The sequence below is a fragment of the Spiroplasma culicicola AES-1 genome, assembly GCF_000565175.1.
GTDB classification, from domain to species: Bacteria; Bacillota_I; Bacilli_A; order Mycoplasmatales; family Mycoplasmataceae; genus Spiroplasma_A; species Spiroplasma_A culicicola.
On the sequence record NZ_CP006681.1, the window covers coordinates 643,184 to 664,535 of the forward strand.

The 21,352-nt window shown below is 25.1% G+C and carries 21 protein-coding genes and 1 other annotated feature; of the genes, 3 read left to right on the forward strand and 18 right to left on the reverse strand.

Annotation, left to right across the window (positions count from 1 at the left end):
- Positions 1–10: 10 nt before the first annotated feature.
- The 4 genes from SCULI_RS02985 to holA form a co-directional block, all read right to left on the reverse strand.
- Positions 11–1,078 (reverse strand): hypothetical protein, encoded by a 1,068-nt coding sequence (locus SCULI_RS02985; protein ID WP_025363159.1) that lies wholly within the window; start codon positions 1,076–1,078, stop codon positions 11–13.
- A gap of 56 nt (positions 1,079–1,134) precedes the next feature.
- Positions 1,135–1,416, reverse strand: a complete 282-nt coding sequence (locus SCULI_RS02990) for a hypothetical protein (protein ID WP_025363160.1) — start codon at positions 1,414–1,416, stop codon at positions 1,135–1,137.
- An 87-nt stretch (positions 1,417–1,503) separates the two neighbouring features.
- Entirely contained in the window at positions 1,504–2,961 is a 1,458-nt protein-coding gene (locus SCULI_RS02995; RefSeq protein ID WP_025363161.1) for a hypothetical protein, read from the reverse strand.
- A gap of 24 nt (positions 2,962–2,985) precedes the next feature.
- Complete coding sequence (holA, locus tag SCULI_RS03000; RefSeq protein ID WP_025363162.1) at positions 2,986–3,936, reverse strand: DNA polymerase III subunit delta; 951 nt, start codon at positions 3,934–3,936, stop codon at positions 2,986–2,988.
- A 150-nt stretch (positions 3,937–4,086) separates the two neighbouring features.
- Here holA and rpsT point away from each other — a divergent pair, with 150 nt between their 5' ends.
- Entirely contained in the window at positions 4,087–4,329 is a 243-nt protein-coding gene (rpsT, locus tag SCULI_RS03005; protein WP_025363163.1) for a 30S ribosomal protein S20, read from the forward strand.
- Between the two features lie 24 nt (positions 4,330–4,353).
- On the opposite strand, the gene SCULI_RS03010 is transcribed toward rpsT, so the two are convergent.
- The 11 genes from SCULI_RS03010 to SCULI_RS03055 form a co-directional block, all read right to left on the reverse strand.
- A complete protein-coding gene (locus SCULI_RS03010) occupies positions 4,354–6,057 on the reverse strand; it encodes a ComEC/Rec2 family competence protein (protein ID WP_025363164.1) in 1,704 nt (567 codons plus the stop codon).
- 325 nt (positions 6,058–6,382) lie between these two features.
- Positions 6,383–6,862 (reverse strand): hypothetical protein, encoded by a 480-nt coding sequence (locus SCULI_RS03015; RefSeq protein ID WP_025363165.1) that lies wholly within the window; start codon positions 6,860–6,862, stop codon positions 6,383–6,385.
- A 146-nt stretch (positions 6,863–7,008) separates the two neighbouring features.
- On the reverse strand, positions 7,009–9,657 hold the full coding sequence (locus tag SCULI_RS03020) for a valine--tRNA ligase (RefSeq protein WP_025363166.1): 2,649 nt from the start codon (positions 9,655–9,657) through the stop codon (positions 7,009–7,011).
- 50 nt (positions 9,658–9,707) lie between these two features.
- Positions 9,708–9,889, reverse strand: a binding site (T-box leader).
- A 58-nt stretch (positions 9,890–9,947) separates the two neighbouring features.
- Positions 9,948–10,097, reverse strand: coding sequence for a hypothetical protein (locus tag SCULI_RS05695; RefSeq protein ID WP_158499958.1), 150 nt, complete (start codon positions 10,095–10,097; stop codon positions 9,948–9,950).
- Positions 10,098–10,176: 79 nt separating this feature from the next.
- On the reverse strand, positions 10,177–10,530 hold the full coding sequence (locus SCULI_RS03025) for a hypothetical protein (RefSeq protein ID WP_025363167.1): 354 nt from the start codon (positions 10,528–10,530) through the stop codon (positions 10,177–10,179).
- 72 nt (positions 10,531–10,602) lie between these two features.
- Positions 10,603–11,286: a hypothetical protein gene (locus SCULI_RS03030; RefSeq protein ID WP_025363168.1), complete on the reverse strand. Its 684-nt coding sequence runs from the start codon at positions 11,284–11,286 to the stop codon at positions 10,603–10,605.
- 339 nt (positions 11,287–11,625) lie between these two features.
- Complete coding sequence (locus SCULI_RS03035; RefSeq protein WP_025363169.1) at positions 11,626–12,159, reverse strand: hypothetical protein; 534 nt, start codon at positions 12,157–12,159, stop codon at positions 11,626–11,628.
- On the reverse strand, positions 12,160–12,459 hold the full coding sequence (locus tag SCULI_RS03040; protein ID WP_025363170.1) for a hypothetical protein: 300 nt from the start codon (positions 12,457–12,459) through the stop codon (positions 12,160–12,162).
- A gap of 258 nt (positions 12,460–12,717) precedes the next feature.
- Complete coding sequence (locus tag SCULI_RS03045; RefSeq protein WP_025363171.1) at positions 12,718–13,590, reverse strand: Pr6Pr family membrane protein; 873 nt, start codon at positions 13,588–13,590, stop codon at positions 12,718–12,720.
- A 36-nt stretch (positions 13,591–13,626) separates the two neighbouring features.
- Entirely contained in the window at positions 13,627–15,717 is a 2,091-nt protein-coding gene (locus SCULI_RS03050) for an MATE family efflux transporter (RefSeq protein ID WP_025363172.1), read from the reverse strand.
- Between the two features lie 47 nt (positions 15,718–15,764).
- Positions 15,765–16,127: a hypothetical protein gene (locus SCULI_RS03055; RefSeq protein ID WP_025363173.1), complete on the reverse strand. Its 363-nt coding sequence runs from the start codon at positions 16,125–16,127 to the stop codon at positions 15,765–15,767.
- 125 nt (positions 16,128–16,252) lie between these two features.
- Here SCULI_RS03055 and SCULI_RS03060 point away from each other — a divergent pair, with 125 nt between their 5' ends.
- On the forward strand, positions 16,253–16,732 hold the full coding sequence (locus tag SCULI_RS03060) for a lipoprotein (RefSeq protein WP_025363174.1): 480 nt from the start codon (positions 16,253–16,255) through the stop codon (positions 16,730–16,732).
- A gap of 68 nt (positions 16,733–16,800) precedes the next feature.
- Entirely contained in the window at positions 16,801–17,292 is a 492-nt protein-coding gene (locus SCULI_RS03065; RefSeq protein ID WP_025363175.1) for a hypothetical protein, read from the forward strand.
- Positions 17,293–17,396: 104 nt separating this feature from the next.
- Here the strand turns inward: SCULI_RS03065 and SCULI_RS03070 are convergent, their stop codons facing one another.
- The 3 genes from SCULI_RS03070 to SCULI_RS03080 form a co-directional block, all read right to left on the reverse strand.
- On the reverse strand, positions 17,397–18,539 hold the full coding sequence (locus tag SCULI_RS03070) for a lipoprotein (protein WP_025363176.1): 1,143 nt from the start codon (positions 18,537–18,539) through the stop codon (positions 17,397–17,399).
- A gap of 189 nt (positions 18,540–18,728) precedes the next feature.
- On the reverse strand, positions 18,729–20,231 hold the full coding sequence (locus SCULI_RS03075) for an SGNH/GDSL hydrolase family protein (protein WP_025363177.1): 1,503 nt from the start codon (positions 20,229–20,231) through the stop codon (positions 18,729–18,731).
- Entirely contained in the window at positions 20,231–21,223 is a 993-nt protein-coding gene (locus SCULI_RS03080; RefSeq protein WP_025363178.1) for a hypothetical protein, read from the reverse strand. Before SCULI_RS03080 ends, SCULI_RS03075 begins: the two co-directional genes overlap by 1 nt.
- Positions 21,224–21,352 lie beyond the last annotated feature (129 nt).

Below are 21,352 nucleotides of genomic sequence, written 5' to 3' on the forward strand. Positions count from 1 at the left end.
TAAAAATGCTTTAATACTTAGTGAACAATTCCAAATCAGTTCTCAAATCTCTAAAAGTTAAACAATCATTTATTAATTTAACTTGTTCAACTGTTAGTTCAAAAGCTTTGAAAATAAAACGTTGTTCATCATTTAAATAAATACCATCTTCTTCAATCTCATGTTCTGGACGTAAACATGTTGGAATAATTGACTTATCAATATGATTATTTGTTAAATATTTAAATAATGGACGATATTCACCCCTACCTGGACCTAAATTTACAAGACCAATTGCAAATCTTGGATCCATAACAAAGACACTTAAAACATTAATTTTACTTTTTTCTTCAATAAAGTTTGCAATAGTTTTATTTGTTAATAAAAATGAAGCACGATCTAATTCAGATACTTTATAAATTTTTAAGAAAGTATTATTGACAATATTATGGAAATACACTTCTAAAAATTTAAAATTTTGATTTTCAAGATCTTTTGAAGAAACAATAATTTGTTTCTTATATTCTTGATTTGTAAAGTTAATATCTGAATTTTCAACATATTCATATAAACTTTCAAATGTTCTTGGTGTAAAAATATAGTCAAACATTTCAAATAAAGCATAACTAATAATTGAAAGAATTCCTTTTCTCACATCAAGTGGACAATCTTTATTTAAAACATCAAATACTCTAAAATTTTCTCCATAACTGTTGAATAAATATTTATAGTCTCCATTTAAAAGTGAAACTAAAAAATAGAAATATTTAATAAATAAAACTTCTTTACCTGTCATTTCAATGTTTTTATTTTTCTTTTCAATTCTTTTTTCAATAATAGCTTTTGCAACTTTTGCAATTTGATTATATTGTTTTTGAATTGTTTCTAAGTCAAAACTTGAATCTCAACCAAATAATAAATTAATGAATGGATCATTTTCAACACTGATTTCAACAATACTATCTGATGAAAAATCAATGTATTTAAAGCACTTGCTGCCATCTTCTCTAGTACTAATTCAACGATTTAAAAAGTCAGCTGGTAACAATAAATGTCTTTTTATTTTTTTTGCAGGTTTTTTTTCATATTGTTCAAACATTTTAATGCACTCTCCTTTTTAAAAAGTTTTAATAAATATTATTTAAATTCAAAACATTATTCATTTTCAATTAATGATAATTGTTTTATTGCTGAAATTGGGGTTGCTGTTACAATTACTTTATCTGGTTTTGTAATGACAAAGTATAAGTTAGCTTTTTTAGTATGAATGTAAATATTCTTTGAAGTTTCAAACATTTCTGTTGATTTTTCAATTAAATCTAAGACGATTTCTTTTAATTTAAATTCATCTTTTTCATCTCCAAGATTTAAGCGTTGTTTAATTCTTTGAATAGCATGAGTTGAAAACTTAAATTCATGTCTATAATAATAACCCATATTCCACCTTCAAAAACAATCTATATATCTATTATATAAAAAAACCAAACCTTTTTAAAGGGGTTTGGTTCAAATTATGTTTTAAACTTATTCATCGTCTTTGTGACGATTATTTTTTCGATTTTGTTTATCTCTTATTTTTTGATAAAAAGCATCAATTTCGGCTTGATCTTCATAAATTGAAGGATCAATTTCATGTTTTCTACCTTGTAAAGCTTCATTAATCATTGTTTGAAATTCATTATTTGCGTATGCAACTTTTTCTCTATCCAATTTTGGATTTAACATAATTACAACAATTGTAAATATAATTGAAGCAATTGCAAAGATAAATTGAATTCATAATAAGGGAATTCCAAATTTTGATTGAGAATCTAAAGTATTAATAAATTCTTTTCCACTTCCTGAATTAAAGAATGCAACAAAATTATCATATTGGTCTTTTCCAATTATAATTTTATTACTTTTTAATATTCTAGCAATAAAATCTATGTGATCTAAATTACCAGTCATTCCTTTGAAAGCAAATGAATTAAAAATATAACCCCATAGAACAAAAATAATTAACATTATTGGAGCAATAATATTTATTAATGGAAAAACAAATTGTTCTCTATATCTTTTTGCCGGAGCAATCATATTATATGTTATTCATGCAATCATAAAAGCATATAAAATAATAAATAATCATCCTCCGCCTGCCATACTATTTGAATAACCTAAGTATGTAAATATTGAAATTGAAAATGGTAGTTTGGTTATATCTTTATTTCACTCAGTTCAAGTTAAAACTGGAGGTTCTCCAGTAAATAAAGGATTAATATCTACTGTTGCACCAACATACATACTTACAAAATTTATAACAATTAAAATTGCACCTAATATTCCAAAAGTTGCACCTAATGCAATTTTTAATCATTTCATGTATTTTGGTTTTGATTTATATGGATAAAATCTTGGATCTTGCATTGGTGGAATTGGAGCTGTAAAAGGTTGGCCAAATCCCCCATTTGTTGATTGACCAAATGATTCAAAACCAGATTTTGAAGATGAACTTCCAAATCCTTGTTGTGTATTTGGTTTTTCAACTTTTTCATCAACTACTTCAACTGTACTTGCAATAATTGTATCTTCACTATATTTAGTTTTTAATTCATCAGTTATTTTAAATTCTTTAATTTTATCTTCTTCAACAGCTTCATTTGTTGAAGTTAAAACTGATCTATCAATTTCATATGTATTAAAACAATATGTTAATGTATCTGCATAATCTGCATAACAATCAGAAATTGATTTATTTTCTGGCTTTTCAAATTTAAGTTTTTCTTTTGAAATATTTACAACAGCTTTTGCAAAAGCTGTACTTCATTTATTATCTTTAAATGTAGCTTCGTGATCTACTTCTAAAGATAAAAGATTATCAACTAGAACAATTATTTTTGCTTTAAAATCAGCATCAAATAAGATCTTTGTCCTTGTTTTTTCATTTTTTAAGGTATTATAAAGCATTTCTACAATACTTTGATAAACGCTTTTTGAATCCATTTATTATCTTCTCTTTTCTTTATTCTAGTTAAACATTTTGATAAATTCATACTCAGGAATTACTTTAGCATCAACTTTTCCCAATTTAATGTTTCTCTCTAATGTATATAACGATTTAATTTTATCATTAATTTCACTAACATTTAGTGTATTTTCTTGTAATAATTTTTGTACTCTATAAGGATTTTGACTTAATCTTGAAGCAATATCATAATTGTTAAAATTCATATTTTTTAACAATAAAATATTGCGCAATGTAATAAATTGATTTGCCAGTAAAGCTAAAAAACTAAAAATATTACTGTTAATTTCAATGTAATTTCTTCATTGTTTTAAAAAAGTTGCTAAATCCTTTTTCAAAAAAGAATTTGTAATTTCAAAAACATCATATTGCAAGTAATTAATTATATTTTGTTTAATTAATTCAACTGTTACTTTTTGTTTTAAATTAATTAACTTATTTAATTCATTTTCAAAGACATTCATATCATCTAAAATAACATCAATAAAGTAATTAACTCCTTCTAAATCATAGTCAATTTCATTATTTTGTAGCTTTTTAATAATTAATTGTTGTTTTTGCTCAAAAGTAGGCATATCAATCTTCAAAACTTTTGTATTTGCTTCAATTAATTTTGCAATTTTTAATTTTTTTGAAAATTTATCTGAATTTAAAGTAAAAATGATTGAAATATCTGTATTTTGATTGGCAATGATTTTTTCAATGTATTTATTATCAAAATCTTTGTGAAGTTTAATTTTTGCTTCATTTACAAATCAACAATCATTAATGACAATGATTTTTTTGACACTAAATAAAGAATAAGTATTGATCTCTTCAAAGATTTCATTTATTGAGTTATCAATAAATGAAAAACTAAAAACTTCATGATCTTGAGCGACATTTATTTTATCGATTAGTTTATTAACTTGTTTTCTTATTAAAAATTGATCTGCTGAATGAACAAAAAACATACTTTTCACCTTTACTAATATTGTACCTATTTTTAAAAAAAACTATGTTTTTTAGACTAAAAAAGTTAAATTTTTTTGTAAAAACCTATTTTTTTACTATATACTTTATTTTGTATATGTAGAAAAACACAAATAGAGAGGTGAATTTGAATGGCAAATATTAAATCACAAGAAAAACGTATTTTAACTAATGAAAAATCACGTTTAGCAAACAAATCATTTAGAAGTCAAGTTAAAACTGCTATTAAAAAAGCAGCTACTGCAAAAAGCGAAGGAGCTGCTAACAAAGATGAATTAATCAACTCAGCAGTTAGTTTAATTGACAAATCAGTAACTAAAGGTGTTTGAAAAGCAAATAAAGCTGCTAGAGAAAAATCAAGATTGATGAAATAATACAATAATACTTACAAGAGTTCTTTAAAAGAACTCTTTTTTTATGTTTATAACCCTTTTAGAATTTATATTATATTTAAAATTATATTTTGAATCACTAATATAGGTATTACATTGATATTTTTTTAGAGTTTCAAGTGTTTGAAAATTAGGAAATCGTCGATTCTTCCTATTTTCAGCTGAGATAAAACAAGTTTTGGGATTAAGAAATTCAATAAATTTTGCACCACTACTTGTTTTGCTTCCATGATGTCCTACTTGTAAAAAATCAATCCCTTCACCTATTAATTTTCTAAACTGCCTGTTATTTAATAACCGAGCTTCTCTTGCTTTTGAAGAATCTCCCATAAAAAGAAATTTGTCTTCTAAATATGTAATGATAATTACTTGTGAATTATCATTTTCATCCTTATTATTTAATTCATAAAAAATATCAAAACTTAGTTCAGCAATTTGTAAATGAGTTATTAAATCACGATTTTCAATTACTTGTTTTACTTCAAAAGTATTAATAACATCATCTAACATATTACTATGATCGACATGATTGTGAGAAATAAAAATTGTATTTATTTGATTGACACCATAATAATTTAAATAATTTTTTAAAGTATTTTTGTTATGTCCTGTCCCTACTCCTGCATCTAAAATAAAATATTGATTTTTATAATTTAAAACAAAGGAATTACCATTTCCCCCATTTAACATTACTATTGAAGGATTAAAATTTGAAATTTTGTGGAATGCAATTGAAGTAAAAAGTGAGCATAACATGATCAAAATAAAAAAAATTTCTTTAATATAATTAATAAAAATTATGCGAATAAATATATTTAACATTGAGTAATACAAAATTATAAAAACTATACCAATATATCCAGTTCTAGTTGAAATATTTATTTGATTCAAAAATAACAATAAATATTTCAAGCAATTATAAAGTATGTCTAAAAATGAAATTAGAAAAGGCAAAATAATAGTTATCATTATCAAAAGATAAGATAAAAATAAAATTGGAAAAATAAAAATTTTAAAAATTTCTAACAATCAATAAATTCTGTAGTCAAAATACATTTGTAAAGGTATAAAAACTAAATTTAATAATAAAAAGTTTTTTAAAATTTTTATTAATGTTCGATTATTTTGAAATTGTTTTAAAGAAATAACAGCAATTAAAGAGTAAATAAATCCTGGTGAAAAAATATATAAAGGATTAATTATTAAAATACAAATTCAAATAATTGACAAGCGACTATATTTTTTTAATTTAAGATGATAATTTTGTTCAAATCATCGAATTAACAAATAAAAGTTAACTTTGAGCATTACCACAGGAAATCTCAATAAATAACAATAGAAAAATAAAAGAATTATTAAAATAATCTTTCATTTTATATAAGTTTTATTATGCTTAAAAACATACTTTTGAATAAATCAACTTAATGGGAATAAATAAAATCCAGAAATATTAATTAAATAACCATTCCCAAGTTGATTCATTAGTAAATAAACTGGATTATCAGTTTTTATTTGAAATAAAAGTAAATCAACTAATTTATTTTGACGAATTGATAAGTTATAGAAAAAATAACGTAAACCTTTAAAATCATATTTTTGTCAAACTAGATCATTGATTACAAATTTAACATTTTTATCATTTAAATAATCATTAAAATTGAAATCTCAAAAATTACCATTATTACTGAGTTTTTCAAACCCCCCTTCCAATTTTATATACTCCCCTATCGATATCTCAGACCCCCCTATTCATATCAAATAGCGTTGTGTCCCTTTTGAAAGTAAAGAATAATTTTGTTTAACATCATATACATAAAAAATATTGAAATTTTCTAGTAAATTCTTTTCAAGTTTATAAGCAATAATAATATAAATAATAAAGATCAAATAAATTATTAAGAACTTATAACTCTTTTTAATATCTGTTAAGTACAATAAGATAGTTAAAAGATAAATTGTATAAGTTATTACTACTGAATCAATTTTAAGTGTTAAACAACCTAAAAACACACTTAGAGCACAAAATAACAGCCAATTAATATGGATTAATCAATTTTGGTATTGCTTGACTATAAAATGCAAGATTAAATTCACTTCCTACATATATTCTTTTAAGTTCCTTTAAACATTGACTATATGATTTTTGACGATCATTAAAAATCAATGTTGATTTCTTTGCATTATTTTCACTAACCCCTCTAGCTAGAAAAAATGATTGGTCAACTTCAAAACGTGAAGTTTTAATAACTTCAATATTTTCTTTGGGATAGAGTACAATTGTGCGTTTATCATTAAAATCTTTTTGTTTAACAATTGAAAAGAAGTAATAAATTGTGGTGAGTCCCTGCTCTTTAATAATATCTTCTTCCTTTTGATCTCTTAGTTCATGAGTATATTCAAAACTTTCAGGAATTAATTTTTTATTTTTAATATTAATGTCATATTGAATTTTGAAATGAATTTGATTGTCAATTATTAAATCTTGATTAATAAAAGTATTCTTTGTAAAAATCATGATAGCAATCGTTGCTAATAATAAAGTTATTGTTATAAAAATATAAAACAGTTTTTTAATTTTCTCACCCTTTCTAATATTGCTATCACTATTTTTATCGTCAAAAAAAAGATAAAAATTACATAAATTTTTATCTTTTTAAATATTTATTTTTTTAAGTTTGCAATTTTATCGATTACTAATTGATATTGTTTTTCATATTCCTGTGCTTTTTGTTTTTCAGCTTCAACTTTTTGAGGATCTGCTTTAGCGATAAAATTTTGATTTGAAAGCATTTTTTTACTTCTTAAAATTTCTTGTTCAAGTTTATTTTTGCTTTCTTCTAACTCTTTCAATTGTTTTTCAACATCAATAAATGTCGAATTTAAAATTTCTAAAAAGAAATCTGAAACTTGTAAAGAAGTTACTTCTTCATCAAGTTGACTTAGATTAACAGTTGCATTAGTTAAAGTCTTTAAATAATTATTAATTGCCTCTAAATTTAGTTCAACAAAATTTTTATAGTTTGATTCTTTTAAATTTAAACTAAATTCTAATTGCGTTGAATTTTTAATATCTTGATTTGCTCTAAATTCACGAATCTTTGCGATTGCTTCAACAATAACTTGTTCAAATCCTTCAATTGCAAAATCAAATTGTGATATTTTAAATTCTTCTTCAAGAATTGAAGTGTGTAAATCAAGTTGTTGATAAATTTCCTCACTTACAAATGGCATTAAAGGATGTAACATTATTAAAATTTCTTTTAAAACAAATCCTAAAGTTGCTTTTGTTAATATAATTGCATTTTGATCTTGAGAATTTAATTGTGCTTTTGAAAGTTCTAAATATAAACTACAGTAATCATCTCAAATAAAGTTATATAAAACTTTTCCAGCAATTGTAAATTCATATTTTTCCATAGCTTCAAAATATTGTTTTTGAGTTTTTGATAATGAATTTAAAATTCATTTATCACTTAAGTTTGTTGAATCATTAATAACAGATTTAAGTTTTTCAAATTCTTGGTTCGCAATAACTTCATCTAAATTCATCATTACAAAACGTGAAGCATTTCAAATTTTATTAATAAAGTTTCAACTTGAACGAATTTTTTCTTCACTAAATCTGATATCTTGTCCAGGACTAGAATTTGTTAACAAGAAATGACGTAATGAATCTGAACCATATTGATCAATTACATCCATTGGGTCAACTCCATTGCCAAGAGATTTTGACATTTTTCTGCCTTCTTCATCTCTAATTAGTCCATGAATTAAAACATCTTTAAATGGTTTTTCTTTTGTAAATTCCAATGATTGAAATATCATTCTTGCAACTCAAAAGAAAATAATATCATATCCTGTAACCATACAATCAATTGGAAAGTAACGATTAAATAATTGATTGTCGAGTTGACCTTCTCTTCAATTCAATGTTGAAAATGCTCATAGAGCTGAAGAAAATCATGTATCTAAAACATCTTCATCTCTAGTTCAGTTTTCAATATCATTTGGAGGATTAAGCCCAACATATAATTCTTGAGTTTGATTGTGATATCATGCTGGAATTTGATGTCCTCATCAAAGCTGACGACTAATTGTTCAATCATTTATATTTTCCATTCATCTAGTTAAGACTTCATTAAATCTTTTTGGATAAAATCTAATTTGATTATCACTTGCTTGTAAATCTAAAACTTGTTGAGCAAGTTCATCCATTTTTACAAATCATTGTTCAGATAAATAAGGTTCAACAATAGCATTACTTCTTTCAGAATAGCCCACTTGATGAAGTACTTCTTCACTTTTAATAAATAAATCAAGTTGAGTTAATTTTTCAACTAATTGTTTTCTAACTTCAAAACGATCAAGACCATTAAATTCATAAGCCAATTCATTTAAAGTTCCATCAGGATTCATACAATTAACTTTTTCTAATCCATATTTTTCTCCAATTATATAATCATTTGGATCATGAGCTGGTGTACATTTCATAACTCCTGTTCCAAAATCAATTTCAACATAGTCATCACCAATTACAGGAATTGCTTGACCATTAACTGGATTAATAACATTTAAACCAATATATTTTTGATAACGTTTATCTTTAGGATTAACAACCACACAAACGTCACCAAACATTGTTTCAGGACGAGTGGTTGCAATTGTTAGAAAATTATTTGAATCATTTTCAAGCATGTATTTAAAATAATACATAGCTCCTTTTGTTTCTTTATAAATAACTTCAATATTTGAAATAGCAGTTTTTTGTTGAGGATCTCAGTTTACAATTCTTTTTGACTTATAAATTAAACCTTTGTCATACATTTTTGTAAAAACAAAGTTTACCAATTCATTCATTTCTGGAGAATAAGTAAATTTTTCTTTTGAATAATCAAGACCAATTCCCAGTTTTTTTCATTGTTGGCGAATAGTTGATGCATATTCCTCTTTTCATTCTCATACCTTGTCAATAAAAGCTTCTCGTCCTAAATCTCAGCGTGAAATTCCTTGTTCACGTAGACGTTGTTCTACCTTTGCTTGAGTTGCAATTCCAGCGTGATCCATTCCTGGAACTAATAATGTATCAAAACCGTTTAACTTCTTATAACGAATTAAAGCATCTTGAATTGAATAATCTCAAGCATGACCTAAGTGCAATTTTCCTGTTACATTTGGAGGTGGAATAACAATAGCATAAGGTTGTTTATTTTCATCCATTTGTGCTTCAAAATAATGATTATCAATTCAAAAATCATATTTTTCATTTTCAATATCTAAATGATCATATTTTTTTGCTAATTCTTTTTTCATAATTTATTTCCTTTCAAATAAAAGAATTCGTTCCTATTTTTAATTATAAAAATAGGAACGAATTGCATATTAAATCCGCGGTACCATCCTGTTTAGCTTATATTTTTATAAGCTCGCCTCATTTATCTAAAGTTGTTATAGTTATACAACCTTCAAAAACCTATCTTATTAGTTCACACCAGCCACTAACTCTCTGAAAAGATAAATGTTTTTTACTCCTTATAACTTTCAATAAAATTATATCTCAAAATAATACCAAAAGAATAAAAATTGCTTATTGGTTGTGTAAATTATTTAGATTCAATTGATTTATCACGTTTGTCTTTTATCTTAGCCATTTGCTTTTCTTCTTTTTTAAAGTCTTTTAAGGCTCTTTTAAATCAATATCTCTCTGAACTTTTTCTCGCTCCAAATATATCTATTAATAGTCAACTAATCATTTTTAAATAACTCCTTTTATGTTTTTTACTAAAAGGTTTTTGTCCTATTTTGAAATAATACAAAAACCTTTTAACATTTCTAATATTTTATTTTGAATTTATCAATAATATTTCAAAATTCACCATTTTTATATCCTGTGCTATGTTGACCTAAGGGGTTTTCTTTACAAAACTGCCTATTACTATTTATTTCATCATCCAAATATAGTAAATATAAATTAATATCTATTTCACCATTTGAATTTAAATAATATGTAGGATTACAAATTTTATTTTTATCAGGAATATAGTTTTTATCTAAAGCTCGTCTTGTAAAATGATACATATGTGAAGCTGGCAATTTTCATTCTCCTACTATATTTTCATAAATTTGACTCTTAGCTTCAAACTCAACAAAATCATTCAATTCCTCAAATAAATCAAATATTGCCACTTGTAAGCACCCCCTAACATAAATATTGTTATATCTTTTAAAACTAATAACTACAAGAAAAAGAGCTATAAATTAGATTTTATAGTCAACTGCTATTACAAAACTATAAAAAACATCTGCTCTTGCATTTGTAGGAATACGTGCAGTATTTGAACGTACAACTAATTTTGCACTCCCACTTAAAGGTTTATAATAAAGAGAAGTACTATATCCAAATATTCCACTACCTGTTACTTGAAAATAGAAATATCCAGTTGACCCTTTTCCATGTGAAAAGTTATCTAAATCAGACAAATATTTGCTTATTCCATCATTAATTCCTAATGCATAACCAATAATTGTTCCTCATCCAGTTGGATGTGTAATTGTTCCTTCTCAATTTAATATAGATGGAGCTTTTGAAACAGATCAATCATCTGCTCCTAATTGTTCTGCTCTATCTGCTCAATTTAAAGCATAAGTTAAAGCAGTTGGAAAGTAAGCACGGTTTGAAACTACTCCAGAATTGAAAGTAAAAGTTGTAACATCTAATGCAACTTGAGTTTCAATTTTGTAAAACTCTCTTATTAATCCTTTTTCATAATTATATTCAGTATTAATTAAATTAATATCATTATACTTATCATCCATTTTATTAAAATTTTCATCATTGAAATCAATTATGTTACTACTAGTTATCATTTCGTTAAGATTATTTGCTGAAGCAACAACTGGTGTAGACATAAGTGCAAGACTACCTAATAAACTTAATATCATTATATTCATCTCCTTTTAATCAATGGAAATAGGATATTAGTAATAAATAGCTTTTAGAAATAGATATCCTATTTCACAAATATTGTAAAACTTTATTTTAAAAAAGCAATCTAATAATATTAATAATTAAAAAACTTCACTAAATAGTGAAGTTTGATTATAGTTTAAACACCAATTTATTTTATAAAATCAAATAACATTTAAATTGGTGTTTAAAATTTCCGACAAATAAAGTTATTTGATATCTATTATTTAAATTTACTCATAAGTTAAGTTATTTAAAGGTGACTAAAATTTTAAATAACTTCTAAAAACAGTTATGAGATATACACTTGTAAATTATTGGTTAAAGTATTTTACAAGTGGAGGTGTTGTTCCTTTTTTAATCGTTGTTAACATATCCGATTCTTTGGTATTAATAACATTCGTTTCAACTTGTTGCGAATCGCGATCAGTACGTTGTATCTCTTGTTCAAGTTCATGTTCACTATTATTCATAACTTCAATTTCATTTGTTGAAGTTAAACCTTTTGATTGATCGCGAACATTTCTTGAAATTGTTTTATAAACATTTTTGTGAACATTAAGAATTGATATTTTCAATGTAATATAAATAATTGTTAGTCCTGTTGATAATAAGAACACAACTAATCCCAATGAAGATAACATTAAATAAATTTCGTTTGAATAAACAAAACTAAATTTAAAAATAAATGTTGGCAAATAAGGTTTAATAATATCAATAATGTCACTTGTTTGAATTTCTAGTACTTCAGCCAAATTTTGCTCTGTATCAATATAAGAAGAAATTTTAATCAAATAGTAAGTTGATAGTGCTGCAAATGGAGCTAAATAAATTAATAATTTAAACATTTAAATTATATTTTCTTTTTTAAAGATTCAAACTCAAGTATTAATATTTTTTTCTTCAACTTGAAAATTATCAATTAAATCATAAATTTCATCAAAATATTTAAAAATTAAGATCAATGCAATTGAAAAACCAATTACTGTTTTTGCTATAAGTAAAATTCAATATGTGAATTGTGATTTTATTAAAACATCAAAAGCAGGTAAAAAAAGAAAAACAATAGTCAAAATTATTAAAGGTGCAATTCCTCTAATTTGTCTTGCAAATCTTTTTGAAGTTTTATAAATAAGATTTACATTCATCTTTCTAATTTCCTTTCTTATTGAGTAATCATAGTTATTTTACTATATTTAACTTAAAAATTATTATAAAAAAACAACTTTTAATATGTAAAAGCTGTTTAGTATTAAAGATCAAAAAAAGTCTAATTAAATGTGATCGTAAACTCTTTCAATTTAAAAGAGTCTTTTACTTGCTTTATTGGCAAATTTATTTTTTAATCTATCTTCAAATAAGACATAATGCTCATCTAGTTATAACTTGATATTTTTTTGTTTAAATTATTTTTTTAACTCTTTATTAACAGGTTTTACATTTATTTCGCTTTGTGTTTTTCTATTAATAAAGTAATTTGTCAATTGTCCAAATCCAATAATAATTGCAATTATTGCAATAGCTGCAATAAATAATCAAGCAATTCCTGGTAAACCAGCAAGTGCATTTGGGTTATGAATTTCTAAGAAGAAATATGGATATCCACTATGTTTTTGTGCTAATGATCAATCACTTCCATATGCTCTATAAACCATTTCTCCACGAATTAATGCAAAAAATAAATAAACTAAAGGATATGCCATTCCTAAACCAAATTCTTTTTTAAAGAATGCTCCATAACCTCTTTTTTCATATTTAATTGTGTTAAAAAACATTACATAAATTAACATCATTAATGGTGATAAAGTATGAATTGCTGTATTAGTAATTCAAAATTCTGCACTTAATCCACCTTTTGCAGCGATTGGAGGTAATAATAAAAAGTTAAAAATTACTCCTGTAATCATAATATAAACAGTCAAAAGTAAAGTTACTGTTCTTGATAGAACAAAAGAGTTTTTATTTTCTCCTATTTGATATCTATGTTTTGTTGCAGCCACTATAAATCACACAGCAATAAAAATATTTGATTGAATTGTAAAATAACTAAAGAAATTCAGAGTATAACCAAAATAGTCATATCCAATTGGTTCTCCACCTTCTGGTTTAAAAATAGCTCAGCTTGAATAAATTGGATTACCCTCATCATCCATTTTAATTGTATCAATACTTAAAATCCCTGAAATGTATTGATAGATTAGAAATCCAATAATATTTAAAGCACCAATTACTTTAAATCAAAATTTTCAATCTTTTAAATCTTGGACCTTTGTATACATGTCTTATATTTTCCTTTCAAAAATAAAAAATTATTACTATGTAATAATTCTTTTTATTAATTTATCATATTTATTAACTAATTTTTTGTGTTTTAGTTCAATTAATTGAACTTTTTTGTCATCTTCTATTTTTGAATTGACATATCTTTCACGTACAACATCCATTTCTTGGTGCTGAATTGTTTTATATAATTGTACTAATTGATTATTTGGATCACTTCGTCAATTTTTATTGCCTTTCAATGAATGTAAAATCTCTTTTGCATCAAGTTCTTTAGTTTTATTAATCATTTTTAAGTCATATTTATAAATATGAGCCAATTTGGCATTTGTCAATTTAGCAATTTTATTTTGATCTGTTGTTAAAGCAATTTTGTGATCATAGTAATTAATAAAGAAATCCTTATTAATTTGTAAAACATTTAAACATGCTTGTTTATATGTTGGTGATTCAAATTTATCTGGTTGATCTATAAAGTAATTATTCTTTTTACCTTTTTTATAGTTAACAGTAAATGCAATAAATGCAACTAAAGCAGCAGGAATTTCTTTAAAACTGTTACATAAGAAGAACAATCAATCTCTTGATCCATCAGTTGAAGCCCCTTTTGCAACAGCTCATCCCATAAAGATAAACGAAATTTCAAAGATTAACGATCTTGAAACATTTGTAATTAAAGCTAATTTAGCATTTCCACTTCCTTGGAAGTATCCTATCACTGTAAAAGTGAATCCAGCTAAAGGCATAAACGCAAGATAGGCAAATAATCATCAATGTAAATCAACTGGTCCTGAAAATAGTTGAATCATTTGTTTTGATAAAGCCAATACCATAATTCAAGCAAATGTCATTCAAATAATTGAAAGAATAAATTGCATTTTAAACATTTTTATCATTCTTTCACGTTTTTGAGCCCCTTCATTATAAGAATAAGTGATGGTTGCTCCTTGCATACATCCCACTAATGGAGCATAAATAATATTCAATCAAGGAAATGCAGAAGAAAGAATAATAATTGTTAATGAGATATGTTCTGTAGGATTTAAAGTAGCACTTCCATTATTAATCATTGCTTCTTTGAATGGAACAAAACTCTCTGCATCAAAAATTAAAATATAGCGTTTGGTTAATTCTTCTAATTGTGCTTGACTTACCATTTCTGGTAGATCACGAATATTTGAGATTAAAATTGTTGATGTAAATGACACAATTGCAAATATAAGGTTACCAAGCATTGGACTTAAACCATTAAGTCAAATTGAACCTGCATCATTTCATTTAAATTTATAAGTTTTTAAATTAATTCTTAATAAACTATCTTTTTGAATTCAAATATAAATAACACTTGCAACAATCATAAAGATTCAAGCAGTTATACTACTCATAACTGCTCCTTTCATTCCCATATGAAAGACATCCATATAAATAATTCCAGCAACTGTGTTAATAACAACTCCAATTACATTAATTCAAATTACAAATCAAACTTTTCCTTCAGTTCTAATTAATGTTGATAAAAAGTTTGCCAAAGTTAATAGTCCAAATGTTAAAACAAATAAACTTACATATTCACTTGATAATTGATATTGTAATGATTTTGCTGGATCTGAAATGCCAGCTTGAGTTGTAATCATCAATGGATATAAGAAATTTAATGCAATTGTTGCAATTACTATTAAAAATAGAGTTTGAATAAACCCAGTTACCACTGCGTTATCCATTTCTTGTTTGTTTCTTCGGCCCATTGCTTGACCAAATTTAATACTTGTTCCAACTGAAGTAAATAAACTCAATGCAGTTGTCACCATAATAACAGTATTTGAATATTGAGTTGATACATTTATCAATTGTTTGGCAATATTTGTTAAATCTAAATTTTGATTAATAATACCATCATTTGCTCCAATGATATAAAATTGAATATTGCCTTCTAATTTTGCAATAATTTCATCAATTGCAAAATTAATTGTCAATTGTTTATCAACCATAACAAATAACGAATTGACAACCATTATTAAAATCATTGGTCCTGCCATAAACATTAATGATTTAAAAGGAGTGGCATATCTTAAAATCCACTCTCTTCTGGTTATAGCTGACTCTTGTTTGACTAAATTTTCTGACATTGTTAAAAACCTACCTTAATAAAAAAGATTAATTATGTTTTACTTAATTAATCTTCTTGAACTTCTTCTTTTTTATCTTCGTTTTCAAGTTCTTTAATATATTTATCAATTTTTGAAGATATTCTAAAGTAAAATAAACCCGCATCTAATGCTCCTCGAGCTCTAAACTTTTCAACATGATCTATTTTTTTATTAACGCGTAAAAATACGCTTCCCCCAATAATTGCAAATATAAACATCAAATTTAAAACTAAACATAAAACAGCAATTCCAATAGTTATTCCAGTTCAACTTTTATCACTAACTACTAAAAAAATTGCACTACAAATAATAGAAAATATAAAGAATATAATAGAAACAATTAAAGTTTTGAAAACTGATTGTTTCACATTTAAAACTTTTTTAGACATATTCAATTTCTCCTATTGTTTTTTTAATTATAGCATACTCAAAAAGTATAGTATATTTTATTTACTTTACTTTTTGTGATTTTTGCTTTACAATAAAAAAAGATAAATGTAAGGGGTATCAAACTATGAAAAAACTACTTTCAATTTTGGGTTCATTTGGAATGTTTACAACAACTGCTGTAACTACTTCTTTTGTCGTAAGTTGTGGTTATGTAATAACAATACCTCTTCAACCTCGTAATTTAGAAGACTGTACTACTTATTTAGAACAAACACTTAATCAGCTTTATGAATTAAATTCTAAAAAAGAATGATTTCAAAAAGATATTCAAAAAAAACTTGATAGAAAAGAAATAACAGAAGAACAAGCAAATCAATTAAATAAAAATAATAAGGATGTACAAAACTATATTAAATTAAATCAAAATAGATTAGCTATGAGTGTTCAACAAACATACTATTCTAATGGTGATTGAGAGTCTGAATACAAATATTACAAAAATCTCATTTCTAATCTTGAACGTATGTATGCATCTGATTCAACAAATAAACATATTGATGAATTAATTATTTGACTAGATGAAGCATATGCAACATGATCATAATAATTTAAAATTACATTAAAATTTTAGTGTAATTTTTTTTATAATATATATAGGATAGAGGTGTATTTATGAAGAAATTTTTAACTTTTTTATCTTCAATGACTTTGACAGCTTCTTTAATTATTACTACTAGAAATGTTGTAGCATGTGGACCAGTTTACAAAATTAAAGTACCAGATATGCCTACAACTGTTGAAGAGGCAAATGAAATAAAATTAATAACTCTAAAAGAGTTAGAAAAAATTCAATATAAAGCAGTTGAAATCGGTAATGATATTGAAGAAAAAGAAAAAAGTGGTCAAATAACTGCTGAAGAAGCAAACAAAATGCGCCACGATAATCGTGTATTTCAAGCAGCTCTTCAATATAATTTTCTATATTCAGCAGCAGATTTCAAAATTATTCAATTTGGTGAGAATGGTGAAGAAGAATTACTTGCTAATTCTGACTACATTAATGCTCGCTCATTATGATTTGTAGCAGATTTATTGCCTCAATTTCATTCTAAAACAGTTGAAGTATTTAAAACATTAGATACATGAGATTGACCTGAAAAATAATCATGCTTGGAAATTCCAAGTTTTTTTATTGCTAATTTAAAATTATTTAAATAAAACATGAAAAAACTCCATACAGTTATGTAATGGAGCAATAATAATTTATTTTAACCTAAGTTTTTTGTTCTATCCAAAACATTATTTTTATATTCATCAAGACCTTTTGGATAAGTTGTCAGTCCTGTTAAATAATCTTCAATATAATATTTTAAATCTTTATATTCTTTAATAGGTCACCCATTTTCTTCAATATTTTTTTGAGTTAATAAATAATATCTATAGGTAATTTCACATAAATCAATATAATATTGATATGCTAGATAAACACTTTCAGAATTTTGTGAAAATCATTCATAAAGTTCTTTCGCTTCTTGAGTATCACCTGGTATTAATGATCCATCACTATCAATAGTGTAATCTACCTTGTTTCTATCAAATAACGCTTTTACATCAATCTCTCATTGAATAAAACTATAATCTCATTTTTGATGAATTTCATTATATAGTTTTTTTAAATCTTGTTCATTTAAATCAATATATGGATCTTGTGGTCCATCAATTTGAACTTTAATTTTTGCTGCCTCAAATCCTGGAGCATTAATTTGTAAATATTCTGCATTTGAAGCAACTAATCCTGAAATAATATATAAACTTGTATTATTTGATTTTTCTCATCTAGCAACTAATTTTTGCTCATTTGAAGTTATAACTTCAAGATTAGTTGGCAATTCTTGGTTATCTTTACTACTAATATAAATTCTTTCTGGTTCGAAAGCTGTAATTTCCATTTCATTAATTGGTGAAGTAAGTCCCCCATTATTTTCAAGTTTTACTTCAAATTCTCTTAATTCTTCTCCAAAAAGAGTTGTAATATGTGTTGTATATTCACTTCACATATAATTTCCTTCTCCAAGAACTCATAGACATTCTTTAATTGTTACTTTAAATTCAATCATTTTGTCTGATGTTGATAAAGTAGTAATATTTATATAAATTGTTCCTACTTCGATACTTGGATCTTTTTCATCTTCTACAACACTTGTATGAGCTGCTTTTGCAGCATCAAGTGCTCTATTAATTAAAACATCTTCAGCAATTGCTTCAGAATATCTTGTATTTAATATTGGTTTAATAGCATTTAATATTTTTTGTATATTTGCACTAACATTTGGCTCTCCACAAGCAACAACTGTAGCTGAGCTTGTTGCAACTAATGATAAACTTCCTAATAAACATAATAACTTCTTCATGGTTAAGCACCCCCTAGATAATTATTGATATTTATTAATTATACTTGTTAAAGTAACTTAAAGCAAAAAATAGAACTCTCTTAAATCAAGGAATCATAGCATTTTAGAAAGAATTTCAAATATTTTGTTGCGTTTTACAACTTCAAATATAAAAATGATAGTTAAAAAATGCAGTATTTACTGCATTTTTTAACTATTAAATTGTTTTGCTAACTCTTCTAATTTTTCTGCAACTATTTCATGAACGTATTTTGTTGGATGAACAAAATCTGTAAAGAAATATGAGTCAATATCTGGCATATCATCACCATTTTCTGCTATACTTCTATAAGTTTGCATATTAGCTTCAATATTTAAACTTATTCCAGTAAATAAAGCTCGATTTTGTATATTGTTTGTTACAAGCTCACTATATTCAAGATAACTCATTACATCTTTAATTTGGTTATCACCACTTGGTAGTAATTCTTTAATATCAAAACAACTTAAATCTTGATTTAATAAAGTTGCACAAGCATTTAATTTTTCCAAATTTGCTGCAGCTGAATCAGTAAATGCATATTTCTTTTCAGTTTTTTCTCCTTTATTTGGATCAATAATTCCTTTTTCAATCATTAATTGTTCATGTTCATTTTGAAGATTTTCAAAATCACTATAAATATCATAAATTTTTATATTAGATGAATAAAAGTTTTGAACATATTTAACAGTATCTAACATCATTTGATTAAATTCTTTTGATATTTGTTGAATATATTTAAATTTATCATTATTTTGATTACTATCTTCAACATATCTTGGAACAACTGATACATCTGGAGGTGTTCCTACAATTACATTTTCAATTCCATTATTTAATAAAGTAAATAAAGCAATTTTGATTTTTTCCATAGCCTCTGTTAATAATCTAGTTTGAGCTTTTCTATCATCTTTCAATTCTGCAAGAGCAAATAAATCATTTCCTCCAATTTCTAAAAATACTAAATCATTTGTAGAATCTTCAATATGATGCTGAGATACTAAAGCCTCAGCTTGTTTATCAATTGTAACATCATTTAAAAGTATACTAGTAACATCTTTAACACTAGATCCAGTTGCTCCACCAATTGAATAGTTTCGACCATATTCATATTTAGGTTTTATATTCCCCATATTATATGGATCAGAAAATTTATTGCTTGATTTTATTTCTTCAAATCCCAATAAATTATTTAATTCTACACCAGCTGTTGGACCATTACTAAAATTTGAATGAAATACTTGTTTTTCATCATAATATCCATAACCTCCAACTCCTTTTTCAGGCTCTGTACTAGCAAAATTAAAATTTATATTACTTCTAACTGCAATTTTGCCATCAATTAATATTAATTTAAGAATTTTTTCAATTGCTGGGGGTAATTCTACTCCTAATTCTGGAAATGGAACTAATAATGTTTGAGAAAACTTTTGATTTATCAAAGTTGTTAAACCATTATCATCACTTAAACTATCTCCAACTATAAAGTAATTTGTAAATCCTGAATCTGAAGGAGTTTCTGGAGCATACGTTGCATCATCTAGTTTTTTTATATTTTTACCAATTGTTAAAGGATCAATTTGGGGAGCATTTTTAATTGTACAAGCAACTAGTGAAGTTGTTGTTGCTGCTACTAATGCTAAGTTTGCTAATAAAACTAATAATTTTTTCATTATTTTTCTCCCCCTTTATTTTCTGGTTTTAAAGTTTTTTCTTTTTTAGTTTTTGTTTTTTTCTCTGTTACTGTATTTTTTAGTGCAAGATAACTAAACACTGCTCCTGCTGGAATAATTGCAATATTAAAATAAAATAAAACATATGCAAATTTCATTAATCCTAATGCCGCAATAAAGTTTGGATGATATAGATCATCAACTGTTACAGGTGTTTGAGCATTTTTTTGAGCTTGTTCTAATGCTTTAGCACTATCTTTAAATGGACTTAATGAAGGACTAATTGCTGAAGGTGCTGTTGCATTACTTAATGAAATGATTTGTTGATTTAGAAATCAAACTTTATTATTTACTAAATATGATCCAATACTTGAATTAACAACTAATCCTGTAATTCCTGGTCCTTCATATTGCAAGTATGATTCATAGACATCTTGATTTAAAATTGTTTGTTGGTATAAACCTATTTCATAAGTTTCCTCAGCAAAGATTTCTGTTGTTCCATTTTTGTGAAACATTCATTGAATTCCTGTATTTACAAAACCATATGAATGATATTTTTGAGCAATTGCTTCATCAAATTCAATAAAGTTTAATCCCACATCATGTAAATCAATTTCCTCTTTTGCTTCAACTTTAGCAGCTCAATGATCGTCATATCATTGATTTGCAAAATCTGTATAAGCATCAACTAATGTATTTTTTTCCTCTTCGTTCATTCAGTTGACAGTTGATAATGCATCAGCTACATAAGATTTTTTAATTACACTATCCATTACCATACTATATAAAGGGCTTTGTGGATTTACAACAAAAGTTCCCTTTGGCATAATCTTTTTAATTTGTTTTTCAACACTATTAATTAATTTTAAAGATTGTAAACCTACTCCTGGAATTGTTAAAGCAGTTGAAGTAACTCCAAATGCAGCTGTAGCTGCAATTATTGAAAAACCAATAATTCTTCTTTTTTTATTATTATATTTTTTAAACATTTTTTGAGCTCCTTATAAACTCAATTATAAAGTTTTTTTTTTTTTTTTGAATAGAATTGAGTATTTTAATAATTTTTTTATAACTTAAAATAAATTTAGTATTAAAAAACTTAAATCATTTTTTGATTT